The sequence below is a fragment of the Rhodoplanes roseus genome (assembly GCF_003258865.1).
In the GTDB taxonomy this organism is placed as follows: domain Bacteria; phylum Pseudomonadota; class Alphaproteobacteria; order Rhizobiales; family Xanthobacteraceae; genus Rhodoplanes; species Rhodoplanes roseus.
This window is the reverse complement of sequence record NZ_NPEX01000091.1, coordinates 8,641-21,539: the sequence shown is the minus strand read 5'-3', so window position 1 is coordinate 21,539 and position 12,899 is coordinate 8,641. Positions and strand designations below refer to the sequence as shown.

14 protein-coding genes are annotated in these 12,899 nt (G+C 70.4%); 4 read left to right on the top strand and 10 right to left on the bottom strand.

Annotation, left to right across the window (positions count from 1 at the left end; translation table 11 throughout):
* Nucleotides 1-112 precede the first annotated feature (112 nt).
* The gene (locus tag CH341_RS14710) at nt 113-1,291 is read left to right on the top strand and encodes an FUSC family protein (protein WP_111419760.1); all 1,179 of its coding nucleotides are present in this window, start codon (nt 113-115) and stop codon (nt 1,289-1,291) included.
* Here the strand turns inward: CH341_RS14710 and CH341_RS14705 are convergent.
* The 6 genes from CH341_RS14705 to CH341_RS14680 all read right to left on the bottom strand — a co-directional run bounded on the left by CH341_RS14705 (nt 1,278) and on the right by CH341_RS14680 (nt 6,703).
* A complete protein-coding gene (locus CH341_RS14705; RefSeq protein ID WP_111419759.1) occupies nt 1,278-2,060 on the bottom strand; it encodes an ABC transporter ATP-binding protein in 783 nt (260 codons plus the stop codon). The genes CH341_RS14710 and CH341_RS14705 overlap by 14 nt on opposite strands.
* Nucleotides 2,048-3,109: a dihydrodipicolinate synthase family protein gene (locus CH341_RS14700; protein ID WP_245431064.1), complete on the bottom strand. Its 1,062-nt coding sequence runs from the start codon at nt 3,107-3,109 to the stop codon at nt 2,048-2,050. The genes CH341_RS14705 and CH341_RS14700 overlap by 13 nt, the downstream gene beginning before the upstream one ends.
* A gap of 36 nt (nt 3,110-3,145) precedes the next feature.
* The gene (locus CH341_RS14695) at nt 3,146-3,991 is read right to left on the bottom strand and encodes a GNAT family N-acetyltransferase (protein WP_111419758.1); all 846 of its coding nucleotides are present in this window, start codon (nt 3,989-3,991) and stop codon (nt 3,146-3,148) included.
* Nucleotides 3,978-5,024, bottom strand: coding sequence for an NAD-dependent epimerase/dehydratase family protein (locus tag CH341_RS14690; protein WP_111419757.1), 1,047 nt, complete (start codon nt 5,022-5,024; stop codon nt 3,978-3,980). Before CH341_RS14690 ends, CH341_RS14695 begins: the two co-directional genes overlap by 14 nt.
* A 7-nt stretch (nt 5,025-5,031) precedes the next feature.
* On the bottom strand, nt 5,032-5,868 hold the full coding sequence (locus tag CH341_RS14685; RefSeq protein ID WP_111419756.1) for an ABC transporter permease: 837 nt from the start codon (nt 5,866-5,868) through the stop codon (nt 5,032-5,034).
* A gap of 157 nt (nt 5,869-6,025) precedes the next feature.
* Nucleotides 6,026-6,703 (bottom strand): TetR/AcrR family transcriptional regulator, encoded by a 678-nt coding sequence (locus tag CH341_RS14680; RefSeq protein WP_111419755.1) that lies wholly within the window; start codon nt 6,701-6,703, stop codon nt 6,026-6,028.
* A gap of 409 nt (nt 6,704-7,112) precedes the next feature.
* On the opposite strand from CH341_RS14680, the gene CH341_RS14675 reads away from it, so the two are divergent.
* The 3 genes from CH341_RS14675 to CH341_RS14665 all read left to right on the top strand — a co-directional run bounded on the left by CH341_RS14675 (nt 7,113) and on the right by CH341_RS14665 (nt 9,323).
* Nucleotides 7,113-8,093, top strand: a complete 981-nt coding sequence (locus tag CH341_RS14675) for an ABC transporter substrate-binding protein (protein WP_111419762.1) — start codon at nt 7,113-7,115, stop codon at nt 8,091-8,093.
* A 169-nt stretch (nt 8,094-8,262) separates the two neighbouring features.
* Nucleotides 8,263-8,925, top strand: coding sequence for a hypothetical protein (locus tag CH341_RS14670; protein ID WP_146604480.1), 663 nt, complete (start codon nt 8,263-8,265; stop codon nt 8,923-8,925).
* Nucleotides 8,926-8,927: 2 nt separating this feature from the next.
* Nucleotides 8,928-9,323: a hypothetical protein gene (locus CH341_RS14665; protein ID WP_111419753.1), complete on the top strand. Its 396-nt coding sequence runs from the start codon at nt 8,928-8,930 to the stop codon at nt 9,321-9,323.
* A gap of 70 nt (nt 9,324-9,393) precedes the next feature.
* On the opposite strand, the gene CH341_RS14660 is transcribed toward CH341_RS14665, so the two are convergent.
* From CH341_RS14660 to CH341_RS14645, 4 genes are read right to left on the bottom strand one after another with little or no spacing between them, the layout of a single operon-like run.
* On the bottom strand, nt 9,394-9,945 hold the full coding sequence (locus CH341_RS14660; protein WP_111419752.1) for a 2-oxoacid:acceptor oxidoreductase family protein: 552 nt from the start codon (nt 9,943-9,945) through the stop codon (nt 9,394-9,396).
* On the bottom strand, nt 9,942-10,787 hold the full coding sequence (locus CH341_RS14655) for a thiamine pyrophosphate-dependent enzyme (RefSeq protein WP_111419751.1): 846 nt from the start codon (nt 10,785-10,787) through the stop codon (nt 9,942-9,944). The genes CH341_RS14660 and CH341_RS14655 overlap by 4 nt, the downstream gene beginning before the upstream one ends.
* Entirely contained in the window at nt 10,780-11,922 is a 1,143-nt protein-coding gene (locus CH341_RS14650; RefSeq protein WP_111419750.1) for a 2-oxoacid:acceptor oxidoreductase subunit alpha, read from the bottom strand. The genes CH341_RS14655 and CH341_RS14650 overlap by 8 nt, the downstream gene beginning before the upstream one ends.
* Entirely contained in the window at nt 11,919-12,818 is a 900-nt protein-coding gene (locus tag CH341_RS14645; RefSeq protein ID WP_111419749.1) for a 2-oxoacid:acceptor oxidoreductase family protein, read from the bottom strand. Before CH341_RS14645 ends, CH341_RS14650 begins: the two co-directional genes overlap by 4 nt.
* Nucleotides 12,819-12,899 lie beyond the last annotated feature (81 nt).

The following is a 12,899-nucleotide window of genomic DNA, read 5'->3' as shown; positions in this document are numbered from 1 at the left end:
CCGGTTTCCGGGCCGCGCTTCTCGTCGCCGCTGTGTTCGACATCCTGATGTCCCTGTCTACGCGTGCTCGCCGTGTCTCCGACGAGGCCTGAGCCGACGTCCGAAGAGAACCATGCGAAGCCCGTCGCGATCCGTGCCGTTCCTCCCTCCCGACCGCCATCCGGTGCCGCTGCGGCCGGCGCGTCCGCGCGACGCCGCGAGGCGGCATCCGTTCATCCGCAAGCCGCTGGTGCGTCGCGCCTGGCGGGCTGCTCGCGACCTGTCTCGCCGGGCCGTCCCGGACACCACCGGAATGCGGCGCTCGTGGCTGTTCCTCGCCTCGATCGGAATTCCATTCACGGCCGGCACGCTGTTGCAGCAGCCCGGCGGGGCGTTGCTCGGCGCGCTCATCGGCATGATGGCGAGCTTTGCCGACGAGGATCAGCGCGGACTCGGCTTTCGGCTGCTGGCCTTGGTGCAGATTGCGCTCGGAATGGTGGTGGGCGGTACGGTCGGCACGCTCCTGCACGGCTACGAGTATCCGTTCTGGCCGGTGTTCTGTGTCGCGCTGTTCTCGGCCGGCTGGCTGACCCGCCACGGCAAGGGCCCGCATCTCGGCGCCCGCTTCGGCGCCATCGCGCTCGGCCTCACGGCCGGCATGCCGCCCTTCGCGCCGGTGGACTTCTGGTTCGCCGGGCTCGCCTTCGCGGTCGCCACGATAGCCCGGACGGTGGATCACCTGCGGTTCGGAACGATGCCGGCGCTGCAAGGCGTCGCGCCGCCGCGGCTCGTGCGTCACCACGAATGGCTGCGCTTCGCTCTGGCTTACGCGACGGTCGCGGCGCTCGGCCTGTGGATCGGCATCGCGCTGGGCATGACGCGGGCGATCTGGATCACGGTCGCGCCCCTGGTCGTCATGCTGCCCGGCGCCGAGGCGACCTATCGGCGAATTGTCGAGTTCATGTTCGGCACCACGGTCGGCGTGGTGGTGGCGTGGGTCCTGATCCACACGCTGGCCTCGCCCGTGGTGTCGATCCTGGTCGTGCTGGCGATCGCGCCGATGATCCCGCTGCAGATGCCGCACCGGTTCTGGCTGCAGACGGCGCTGATCGCCGTGATGCTGCTGATCGCCTTCCGGCTGGCGCTGCCGGATCCGCGCTCGGTCTCGGCCCTGATCGTCGAGCGGCTGGAGGACATCCTGCTCGGCTGCGGGCTGGCGCTCGTGGGCGCCGTGCTGGCCTTCTGGCGGCCGGGCGGAGCAGCGGACGAGCCCGCCGCGCACCGCGAGCCACCGCGCCTCACGGCCCGGTGAAGAAACCGAGCCTGCCGTAGACGCGCCGCGTGTACTGCGCGAACGCGTCCGTGGTCTTGATGTCGAAAGGGCGGGGTTGCGGCAGGTCGATCTCGAAGAACTCGGCCATGCGGGCCGGGCGTGCGCTCAGCACGGCACAATGCGTGCCGAGGAAGATCGCCTCCGCGATGTCGTGCGTGACGAACACGATGGTCTTGCGGCTCTGCTGCCAGATGCGCTGCAGCTCGAGCTGCATCTGCTCGCGCGTGATGGCGTCGAGCGCGCCGAACGGCTCGTCGGCCAGGATCAGCTTGGGGTCGTGCACCAGCGCACGCGCGATGGCGCAGCGCTGCTGCATGCCGCCCGAGAGCTGCTGCGGATACTTGTTCTCGTAGCCGGCGAGGCCGACCATGGCGAGCAGGTCGCGGGCGCGCTCGCGGCTCGCCTTGCGCGGCAGCCCGATGATTTCGGCCGGCAGCAGCACGTTGTCCAGCACGGTGCGCCATTTCAGCAGCAGCGCCTGCTGGAAGATCATGCCGATGTCGCGACCCGGATCGAACGGCGTCGCGCTGTTGCCGATCTTCACGATGCCGCTCTCGTGGCCGTGCAGGCCGGCCAGGATCTTCAGCACGGTCGATTTCCCGCAGCCGGACGGCCCGACCAGCGACACCAGCTCGCCTTCGGCGATCTCCATGGTGACGTCCGACACGGCGAGATGGGCGGCGCGGCCGCTGCCGTAGACCTTGCGGACGTTCTGGAGGGTGATGAACAGCTCGCTCATGCCAGCCACCGGGCCAGATTGGTGCGCACGAAGGCGTCGTCCGACAGGTCGGCATGCTCACGCAGCACGCGGTCGATGGCGGCCGCCTGGCCGGGGCCGAGGCCTTCGGCCCTGTCGAGGCACCAGGTCCCGGCCAGCAGGCCCTGCCGCCGCAGCACCTCGTGACAGCCGGCGATGCAGCCGTGAAAATCGTTGGCGACATCGAAGAACGCCGCATTGCAGTCGGTGACGCGGGCGTCGAGCGCGAGGAGGTCGGCGTCGATCGTCGCCGCCCCGCGCGCCGCCCGGCAGCGTTCGAACAGCTTCACGGCGCTCGCCGTCCACACCGACCAGTGGCCGAGCAGCCCGCCCTTGATCGACGCGCGCACGGCTCGTCCGTCGATCCGCAGGTCGAACGGCAGCGTCAGGTCGAGCACGATGTGATCGTCGTTGCCCGTGTAGAGCGCGATGCGGTCGAGCGCGCCCGCCTCGGCGACGCCGCGGATCACGTCGAGCGTGCGATAGCGGTTGAACGGCGCCATCTTGATCGCGACGACGTTGTCTATCGAGGCGAAGCGCCGCCAGAACCCCTCGCTCAACCGCATGCCGCCGACCGCCGGTTGCAGGTAGAAGCCGACCAGCGGGATCTCGGCCGCCACCGCCTCGCAATGGGCGACGATCTCGTCCTCCGAGCGGCCCTTCAGGGCGGCGAGGCTGAGGAGCCCGGCGTGATAGCCGAGCCTCACGGCGACGCGCGCCTCGGCGACGGCCTGCGCGGTGCGTCCGGCGAGGCCGGCCACCATCACCAGCGGACGGCTGGTCCAGGCGCGGGCCGACTCGGCCGCGAGGCCCAGCACCGGCTCGTACAGCCCGACGTCGCGGATCGCGAACTGCGTGGTGTGGACGCCGACCGCGAGCCCGCCCGCGCCGGCGTCGATGTAGTAGCGCGTCAGCGCCCGCTGCCGTCGGGCATCGAGATCGCGGTCTTCGGTCAGCGCCAGCGGATGCGCCGGGATGACGGTGCCGTCCATCAACAGGCGCAGGACGTCGGCGCTCAGCTCGCTCCGGTGCAGGCCCATGGTCTCGCTCTCAGCCTCGTCGTCCGCACATGAAACTCAACCGAACTCCGGCCCCGCCGTGGCGAAGGCGATGGTGGTGTCGCCCAGCGCCGCGGCGCCGCGGACCATGCGGGTCAGCGACCGCTCCTCGACGAAACCCTGCGCCGCGAGGCGCGCCTTCAGCCCGGCGTGTCGGGCCATCAAGTCGACGATCAGCGGCCCGGGCTCGGCGTCGAGCACGCCGTCCAGCAAGGCGCCGGCGCTCGCCTCGTCTGCCGCGTAGAGCGGGCCGACATGGCGGGCGCATCGCCCGTTCCGCACCAGGCAGGCGGCACCGTCCCGGGCGTGCAGCACGGTGCCGGGGCGCGCCAGAAAGCCGTCGAGCAAGGCCGCGCGGTCGGCCGCCAGGGCGCGGCGATCGAAGGCGAGCAGCATGTCGCGGCCGGCTGCCGTCGCGGCGGCCGGCTCGGTCCGCTCCGGCGCGTCCGGTCGCTTGCGGCGCAGGCGGACGATGTCGGCGACCGGCGCGAAGCCGAGCGGCCCGTAAACGGCGGCGCCGGCCGGCGTCGCGTCGAGGAACGGCACGAGCCCGTCGTCCGCAGCCGCATCGATGCAGCGCCGCAGCAGCGCGCTGGCGAGCCCGTGGCGGCGCCACGTCGCCGTGACCAGCACCATGCTGATCCACGCGATGGCCGGCCGGCCCGCGAGCGGCGGGTGGGGCAGCAGCGCCGCCGTGGCGACCAGTCGGCCGTCCTTGTGGATCGCGAAGACCCGGCCGGCCGTGCCGAAGAACGACCAGTCCTCGGCCGTCTGGTTCCAGCGCGCCTCGTCGGACAGCGCGAGCGCCGCGCGCGTCTCGTGCGGCCCGAGCCGATCGTCGACGCCCAGGTCAGTAACGGCCATCGCGCACCTCGAACTTGGTCGCCTTGCCGAGGCTCGGCATGGCGCGCCCGATCCAGTCGGCCGTCCAGTCCAGCATGCGACCGATGTCGACGACGGGCCGGCCGAACAGGCGTTGCGCCTCGCGGGTGTCGCTGAGCCAGGCGGTCGGCGCCTCGGCGCCGGTGAGGATCGGGGCACGGCCGAGTCGGCGGCCCAAGTCCTCGGCGAGCCGGCGGACCGACAGCGTCTCGGGACCGCTGACATTGATCGGACTCGTCGGCGCGGTCGTGTGGCGGAGGCAGCGCAGCGCCTGGGCGGCCGCGTCGCCCTGCCAGATCACGTTGACGTGGCCCATGGTGACGTCGATCGGCTTGCCGGAGACGATCTTGGTCGCGATGTCGTGCAGCACGCCGTAGCGCATGTCGATCGCGTAGTTGAGCCGGAACAGCTTTCCGGGCGTGCCGTGGAGCTGGGAGAAATAGGAGAACATGCGCTCGCGGCCGACGCAGGACTGGGCGTATTCTCCGGGCGGATCGAGCGCCAGATCCTCGGTGGCGCCGCCGCCGTCGACCGGGACGAACGGATAGACGCAGCCAGTCGAGAAGGCGACGATGCGGGCGTGCCGGAAGCGGCGCGCGACGAGGGCCGGACTGAACACGTTCATGGCCCAGGTGAGGGAGAGGTCGCCCTCGGCGCCGAACTTGCGGCCCGCCATGAAGATCACGTTGTCCACGTCGGGCAGGCGGTCGATCGCTGCCTCGTCGAGGAGGTCGCAGGCGATTGTCTCGATGCCGCGCGCTTGCAAGCCCTCACGAAGGCCCGGCTCGCTGAAGCGGGCGACGCCGATCACCCGCTTGCCGGGCGCAGCCGCCTTGGCGAGGCCGGCGACGGTCGGCCCCATCTTGCCGCCGACGCCGAGCACCAGGATGTCGCCGTCCACGGCGGCGAGGTCGGAGACCAGCGCCGGCGTCGGCCGGCACAGCAACGCCTCGAGGGCGTCGACGTCGTCGATGCGCTCCGGCAGATCGGTTTCGGGGGCCGGGGTCGTGGTCATGCGGGCCTCATTGGATGCGGGCGTCGCGCACGACGACCAGCCGCTCCAGCAGGAGCACCAGCCCGTACAACGCGACGCCGAGCAGCGTCAGCAGGATCACGGCCATCAGCATGCCGGCGGTGTCGAGCCCCGCCTGCACCTGGATCATCAGATAGCCGAGCCCTCGTTCGGAGGCGATGAACTCGCCGACGGTCGCGCCGGCGACGGCCAGGATGGCGCCGACCTTCATGCCCGAGAACAGATAGGGCAGGGCGCCGGGAAGCTGGATCTTCTGGAAGAGCTGCCAGCGGGAGCCCTTCAGCGAGCGCACGAGGTCGAGGAGATCGGGATCGACCTCGCTCAGGCCGCGGGCCGTGGTGAGCAGGATCGGGAAGAAGCAGATGGAGAACGCGATCAGGATGTTCGGCACGATGCCGTAGCTGAACCAGACGATGATCAGCGGACCCAGCGCCACCTTGGGCACCATGTTGAGCGTGACGAACAGCGGCAGCAGGATCGCCGCGACCAGCCGGAACCAGGAGAAGGCGACGGCTCCGACCACGCCGACGATCACGCCGAGCAGATAGCCGCCGAAGATCTCGAGCGCCGTGACGGAGACGTTGGGCAGCCAGGAGTAATGCGGCTGCGCCAGGGTGGCGAGCGTGGCGCGCGGCGAGGGCAGCACGAAGACGGGAATCGCGAACAGCACGACGGCGAGCTGCCACAGCGCCAGGACGCCGAGATGGACGCCGACGACAGTCGCGGCCTTTACGGCGAAGGCCCGGCGCGCCGCGGCGCGGGCGGGATCGTCGTTCGATGCGTCCGGAAAAAGGTCGAGCCCGGCGCCTGCCACAGGGCCGGGCATCACCCCATCGGGTGTCTGGCCGTCGCCGCGTCCGCTCACCGCGCCTCCCCGATGGGTTCGAAGCCGCCCGGTCGCCCCGGAGCCTGCCAGTCGGATCTACCGTGCCGCGATCCGGTAATCAACCATATAGTTGATAACGAGGCCCGCGGCGCCGATTTCACGGTCGAAGCGAATGCATCACCAGGTCGACCACGTGGGCGCGACGCGCGGTCACGGCGGGCCGCGAGTCGAGCCTGCGCTTGAAGATGGTCGCCAGCGTGGCGAGGTTGGAGAAGTAGAAATAGCCGAGCGCCGCGATCGAGATGTAGAGCTGCATCGGGTCGATGCCGTGCCGAAACACGCCGGCCTCGGCGCCCTTCTCCAGCGTCGAGGCGATCAGCGCGATCAGCGGCGAGTGCATGGTCGGCAGCTTGGGTGAGCGGCGCACATGCACGGCGCCGTGGCGGTTCTCGTCGGTCAGCAGCGAGACGAAATCGGGATGCGCCGCGAGGTGATCGAACGAGATGCCGATCAGATGGGCGATCGCCTCCTCGGGCGCCATGCCGGCGAGATCGACCTCGCGCTCTGCCGCGCGGATCTCGTCGTAGAGCCACTCCAAGACCGCGAGATAGAGTGCGTCCTTGTCGCCGAAGTGGTGATAGACGAGCTGCTTGTTGACGCCGGCGCGCTCCGCGATCTCGTCGACCCGCGCGCCTGCGAGTCCCTTGGCGGCGAACTCGCGGCGAGCGGCTTCGAGGAGTGCGCGGCGCGTCGCAACGGGATCGCGGGTCCGGCGTACCGTCTTCTCGGGTGCCTCCGCGGCGGAGCGCCGCGCCGCCGCAGTGCGGGACGGCATCGCGGCGACGCGTGCACCGCTTCGTCGCTCGGCCGGTGTCGGTCCGTCGCTTCGGCCGGATCGGGAAGCCCGGTTGCCGCGGTCGGGGCCGCGCTGCTTCGTGCCCATAAATGAACCAACCAACCGGTTGAATGTTAATTGACGGATTTTCGTCACGTTGGTACCGATTCCGGGGCGCCTTCACAAGCCGTGCTGGATCGTCGACGTCCGGTGCTGTTTCGCAGGCTCTGTTCCCGAGCTGTGTTCGCACGCCCCGGCGGGCGCTCGCCGTTCCGCCAGGCTGCGGATCGTCAACCCAGGACGTCCGGCCGCGCGCCGCCGTCCGAGCAGCGGAGATCGCAGGATGGCCGGGACGACCGACAACGGGACCAGCACGATCGGGCGCCGCGTCGCGCTGTACCTCGGCGGAATGCTGACGGCGGCCGTGCTCGGCCTTTCTCCGGTGCAGGCGCAGGAGAAGGTCACGCTGGTCCTCAACTGGGTGCCGACAGCGGACCACGCCGCCTACTACTGGGCCAAGCAGCAGGGGCTCTATCAGAAGGCCGGCATCGATCTCTCGATCGACGTCGGGCGCGGCTCCGCGCTCTCGGCCCAGCGGGTCGGCTCCGGCGGCGCCGCCTTCGGCATCTCGGATCTGGCGACCTCGCTGGTCGCCAAGGGCAAGGGCGCCGACCTGATCGCCGTCATGGTCGTCTACGCCAATTCGCCGCAGGGCTTCTATTGGCTCAAGAGCTCCGGCATCACGGGGCCGAAGGATTTTTCGGGCCGGCGCATCGGCAATCCCCCGGGCGACGCGGCGCGCATCATGTGGCCGGCCTTCGCCAAGGCGGCCGGAATCGATCCGGCGTCCGTCACCTTCGTCAACATCACGCCGCAGGCCAAGAACGCCGCGTTGAAGGGCCGCACCGTCGACATCATCAGCGACTTCTTCAACGAGCACGACACCAAGGTGATCGAGATGGGCGACGACCTCGTCCATCTCCCGTGGAAGCAGGTCGGCATCAATCCTTACGGCAACGCCATCATCGTCAACGGCGCCTTCCTGCAGGCCAAGCCCGCCGTAGTGGAGAGCTTCGTCAAGATCTCCCAGGCGGCCTTCGCCCAATGCGTCGCGGATTTCGCACCCTGCCTGAAGGCGCTCACCGAGGGGGTGTCCGGCCTCGACGAGGCCACCCAGCTCCGCCAGTGGGAGCGCATCAAGTGGCTGATGACCGACGGCTTCACCACCGAGAAGGGGCTGGGCTGGATCGATGCGGCGCGCCTGAAAAGCGATTACGACCTGGTGCAGACCTATATCGGCCTGGACAAGCCGTTCGACCCGGCGACCGCGTTCACCACGAAGTTCCTCGACCCCTCGGTCAAGATGGACGCCTCGAAGGTGAAGAACTGAGACGGCGGGCAGGGCGCCGCGTCCTTCACCCTCCCGGCGCGGCGCAGCCGCGTGGCCCGGGGGAGGGTGACGCGATGCCTTGGCCAAAGGCTTGCGTGCGCCGCAGATCCGCCCCAAGTGTAGCGGAACGTCACGCGTCTTCCGTCAGCTCGCTCGCCAGGCCCGCGCCATGCTCCGAATTCTCGCCGCCGTCGTGTTTCGTCCGCGGCTAGCCGTGTTTCTTGCGCTCGCGCTGGCCGTGGCGGTCGCCGGCCCGGTCCGTGCGCAGTCCTCCGGGTCCGGCGGCGGTGACGCCGTCACGCCGGTGGAGGAATACGCCAAGCAGGTCGAGGAGCTGAAGAAGAGCTATCCCGACCTCAGCAAGCGGATCGAGGATTCGGCCCGCACCATCGACGAGATGAACGACGTGGGCAAGGCGCGCCAGGAGATCGAGGAGCTGCGCTCCATGGTCGCCGGCCTGCTCGGCGCCGTCTCGGACAACGGCACGGTGTCGCAGCTCGGCGCCAAGGCCCTGGCGCACGGCCGCAGCAAGCTCAAGGCGATCGAGCAGGACGCCCGCTTCAAGCCCGAGGAGAAGGAGTTCCTGCTCGACCAGTGGCGCAAGCTCGTGGCCGAGACCGAGCGCGCCACCGACGATCTGGAGAGCGCCCGCAAGGAGTTCGCCGACCTGCTGCGCACGCTGCAGACCCGCGAGGACTTCATCGACGAGCTGATGCAGGTGCGCCGCGCCTCCGAGGCCATCGCGGTGATCCGCAACCTCACCCGCGAGATCCGCGACGCCTCCACCAAGCTGAAGTCCCTGATCGGCGGGCTGAAGCCGCCGGGGGTCTGACGATGCGCAAGGTTTTGCCGGCGGTCCGGGCGGCCGCCGTCCGGGCGGCTATCGTCGGGCTGGCCGTCGTCGCGCTCGCCGCCTGCAAGCTCGACAATTCGACCGGCTATGTCGAGATCCGCACCATGCCGGTGGTGCCGCCGCCCCACGCCTCGCTCTATATCGACGCCGTGAAGCTCGACCCGATCAAGAAAGGGTCGGCGGTGCTCCGCCAGGGCGTCGGCACCCACAAGCTCGCCTTCGCCACCTCGGGCGAGCCGACCGTCTTGTGCGAGCTGGTGGTCAAGAAGGACCGCATCACCACCGTGACGGTGTCGATGCTCGACCGCCCGCCGCGCTGCCAGTGCCGCTCCAGCACCGGCACGGACGCCGCCTCCAACAAGAGCTGCTCGGGATAGATCGGACACGACGACGCGTGACGCACTCCCGCTCTCCTAAGAGGGGAGGGGCCTCACACCGCTGTCGTCCTCACGCCGCCGCGGCGGTCTCGCCCATGGTCAGGCCGACGCGGGCGGCGGCGGCGTTGAGGGCGGCGAATTTTTCCGGCGTCTCGCGGCGGATCGCCTCGTCGAGCGAGCTGGGGCGGACGAAACCGGACAGTGCCACGAACGCCCCGAGCGCCACCATGTTGGCGATGCGGCCGCTGCCGGTGACGACGGCGCGCTCGGTGAGCGGCAGCCGGTGCAGCCGGCGTCCCTCGGCGTCCCGCGCATCGATGCGGGTGTCGACGATCACCAGCGCGTCGGGCTTCGCCAGCGCGATCGAGCGGTCGAAGCCGACCTGGTCGAGCGCGATCAGTGCGTCGAGGCCGGTGACCAGCGGGAAGTCGGAGAGATCCTCGCTCACCACCACGTCGGAGTGGCAGAAGCCGCCGCGCGAAGTCGGCTCGTAGCTCTGCGACTGGGATGCGCGCCGGCCCTCGATGGCGAAGGCCTCGAACAGGATCCGCGCGCCGAGAATCAGGCCTTGGCCGCCGCTGCCGGCGAGCCGGATCTCGCGTCGCTCCATGCTGTCTGTCATCGCGCAGTGTCTCCGCGGATCATGGCCGCATGGGCGCGCAGCCGCGCACCGTATTCCGGCAGGTCGCGCTCGACGAACACGCCGGTCGGCAGCGCGTTCGGCCGGAACGGCTGGTTCGGCGCGTCGTTGTGCTGCTCCGGCCGCATGTCGGCCTTCTGGCTCAAGATCATCTCGGGTGCTTCGCCGAGATCGTTCTTGCGACCGTAGACCTCGGTGCAGTCCGACATCACCTCGACGAAGGAGAAGCCCTTGTGGCGCAGCGCCCTGGCGATCAGTGTCTTGAGTGCCGGCGCCTGGCGCGTCACCTCGCGGCCGACGAAGCCGGCGCCCGCCGCCGCCGCCAGCGCGCAGGCGTCGAAAGTCGGCTCGATGGCGCCCGACTGCGTCGTCGAGGTCAGCCGCGTCGCCGCCGTGGTCGGCGAGGCCTGACCGCCGGTCATGCCGTAGACCTCGTTGTTCAGCATCAGGCAGGTGAGGTCGAGATTGCGCCGCGCCGCGTGGATCAGGTGGTTGCCGCCGATGGCGAGGCAATCGCCGTCGCCCGTCACCACCACCACGGTGAGGTCGGGCCGGGCCAGCTTGAGCCCGGTCGCGAAGGCGAGCGGCCGGCCGTGTGTCGTGTGGAACGTGTTGGCGTCGATATAGCCGCCGACCCGGCCCGAGCATCCGATGCCGCACACCACCGCGAGGTCGTCCTTGGCGATGCCGCAGTCGTGCACGGCGGCGAGCAGCGCGCGCAACGCGATTCCGTGGCCGCAGCCCGGACACATGAAATGCGGCATGTATTGCAGCCGCAGGTAGTCCTTCGGGTCGAACGGCGTGGCCGGGGCGACGTCAAGCATGGACGGCGAGCTCCTTCACGGCGGCGACGATCTGGTCGGGCGCGATCGGCTCGCCGTCGATGCGGCCGAGCGGATGCACCGGGGCGGCGCCGGCGACCAGACGCTGGATTTCGAGGACGAGCTGGCCGGCATTCATCTCCGGTACCAGCACGGCGCGTGCCTGTCCGGCGAGCCGACGCAGCGGCCCCTCCGGGAACGGCCACAGCGTGATCGGGCGGAACAAGCCGACCCGCAGGCCTTCCGCGCGCAGCACCATCACGGCCCGCCGCGCGGCACGCGCCGTGATGCCGTAGGCGACGACCAGCACGTCGGCGTCGTCGGTCATCAGCGTCTCGTAGCGCTCGAGCATGGCGGCGTGGATGTCGATTTTGCCGAGCAGGCGGCGCATCATCCGGTCCACGACCGGCGGCACCTGAGTTGGAAAGCCGCTCTCCGCATGGGTGAGGCCGGTGGTGTGGACGCGATGCCCGTCACCCGGCCGCACCATGGCCGGCACGCCGTCCTCACCCGCCGCATAGGGCTGGAACGCTGCGCCCGCGCCGTTCGCCCACTTTCGCTCGTGGACGTGGATCGTGGCGGGCTCCGGCACGGCGACGCTTTCCAGGAGCTGGGCGATCACCTGGTCGTACAGCACCGTGACGGGCGTGCGCAGCTGCTCGGCCAGATCGAAGGCCCGGATCGTCTCGGTGTAGATCTCCTGCACGGACGCAGGCGCCAGCGCCACCACCGGACGGTCGCCGTGGCTGCCGAAGCGCGCCTGCATGATGTCGCCCTGGGCCGGCCGCGTCGGCATGCCGGTGGACGGCCCGCCCCGCATGACGTCGATGACGACGCAGGGTGCCTCGATCATCGCGCCGTAACCGATGTTCTCCTGCATCAGCGAGAAGCCCGGCCCGGACGTCGCCGTCATGGCGCGCAGCCCGCCCAGCGAGGCGCCGATCACGGCGGCGATCGAGGCGATCTCGTCCTCCATCTGCACGAAGGTGCCGCCGACCTTGGGCAGCTCGTAGGACAGGTGCTCGGCGATCTCGGACGACGGCGTGATCGGGTAGCCGGCGAAGAAGCGGCAGCCGGCCGCCACCGCGGCGAGCGCGCAGGCGTGGTTGCCATGCAGGGCGGTGAGCCGCGTGCTCATGCCGGCACTCCTTCGTTGCGGACCGTGACGGCGAAGTCGGGGCAGAGCCATTCGCAGACGCGGCATCCCGTGCAGGCGGAGGGCGTCGCCACGATCGCCTTCGGCCCGTCCATGGCCAGGCAGCGCTCCGGGCACAGCTTCACGCAGATGCCGCAGCCCTTGCACCACGCCGCCTCGATGGCGACGCCGACATGGCGATCCGGCAGCGCATCGGGCACCGCCGCGACGAGGTCCGGGTCGGCGTCCGGCGCCGGCGGCGTCCAGCCGCGCCCGGCGTCGAACGCCTTGCGGTTGATCTCGCGGGTGCCCTTGGGCACGATCGCGGCGATCACGTCGTGCCACTCGGCGACCGGATAATCGAGCCAGGCCGAGAGGCGGCCGAGCAGCACCGTGTTGGCGGCGCGTGAATCGCCCAGCGCCGTCGCGATGCCGGTGGCGTCGAGCGCGCAGCCGTCGGCGTGGCGGCCGACGATCTCGGCCGGCGTCTCGCGGGCGTAGCCGGAGGGGGCGCCGCGCTTGCGGCTGCGGCAGGCGAAGGGCGGCACGATCTGTCGCGTGTCGGCGATGAAGACGCCACGGCCGGGCCGCAGGTGATCAAGCCAGCGCAGCGCCTCGGCCCATTCCAGCGCGACCAGCATGTCGGCCTCGCCTCTGGTGATGGTCGGCGACCACACCTGCTCGGCGAAGCGCACATGGCTGAACACGATGCCGCCGCGCTTGGCCATGCCGTGCACCTCGCTCTGCTTCACGGCGAAGCCACGACGCTGCGCCATCAGCGCGAGAGCCTTCGAGATCATCAGCACGCCCTGGCCGCCGACGCCGACCACCAGAATGTTCATGCCGGTGGTGACGGGCCACGGGGTCGGCGCGATGTCGTCCTGCGAGAGCGGGCGCATCAGTGGGGCGCTCCCCGAAGGTGCCGGACCGGGCTTGGTGTGCTCGGCAAAGACAACGTGGTCATTCCGGGGCGCGGGCTG

Excerpts from the sequence above, each read along its gene's own strand:
- CH341_RS14700 (WP_245431064.1), bottom strand. The coding sequence starts at position 3,109 with ATGGGCCTGCACCGGAGCGAGCTGAGCGCCGACGTCCTGCGCCTGTTG.
- CH341_RS14670 (WP_146604480.1), top strand. The coding sequence starts at position 8,263 with ATGCTCCGAATTCTCGCCGCCGTCGTGTTTCGTCCGCGGCTAGCCGTG.
- CH341_RS14680 (WP_111419755.1), bottom strand. The coding sequence starts at position 6,703 with ATGCCGTCCCGCACTGCGGCGGCGCGGCGCTCCGCCGCGGAGGCACCC.
- CH341_RS14695 (WP_111419758.1), bottom strand. The coding sequence starts at position 3,991 with ATGGCCGTTACTGACCTGGGCGTCGACGATCGGCTCGGGCCGCACGAG.
- CH341_RS14650 (WP_111419750.1), bottom strand. The coding sequence starts at position 11,922 with ATGAGCACGCGGCTCACCGCCCTGCATGGCAACCACGCCTGCGCGCTC.
- CH341_RS14665 (WP_111419753.1), top strand. The coding sequence starts at position 8,928 with ATGCGCAAGGTTTTGCCGGCGGTCCGGGCGGCCGCCGTCCGGGCGGCT.
- CH341_RS14675 (WP_111419762.1), top strand. The coding sequence starts at position 7,113 with ATGCTGACGGCGGCCGTGCTCGGCCTTTCTCCGGTGCAGGCGCAGGAG.
- CH341_RS14645 (WP_111419749.1), bottom strand. The coding sequence starts at position 12,818 with ATGCGCCCGCTCTCGCAGGACGACATCGCGCCGACCCCGTGGCCCGTC.
- CH341_RS14660 (WP_111419752.1), bottom strand. The coding sequence starts at position 9,945 with ATGACAGACAGCATGGAGCGACGCGAGATCCGGCTCGCCGGCAGCGGC.
- CH341_RS14690 (WP_111419757.1), bottom strand. The coding sequence starts at position 5,024 with ATGACCACGACCCCGGCCCCCGAAACCGATCTGCCGGAGCGCATCGAC.
- CH341_RS14685 (WP_111419756.1), bottom strand. The coding sequence starts at position 5,868 with ATGCCCGGCCCTGTGGCAGGCGCCGGGCTCGACCTTTTTCCGGACGCA.
- CH341_RS14710 (WP_111419760.1), top strand. The coding sequence starts at position 113 with ATGCGAAGCCCGTCGCGATCCGTGCCGTTCCTCCCTCCCGACCGCCAT.
- CH341_RS14655 (WP_111419751.1), bottom strand. The coding sequence starts at position 10,787 with ATGCTTGACGTCGCCCCGGCCACGCCGTTCGACCCGAAGGACTACCTG.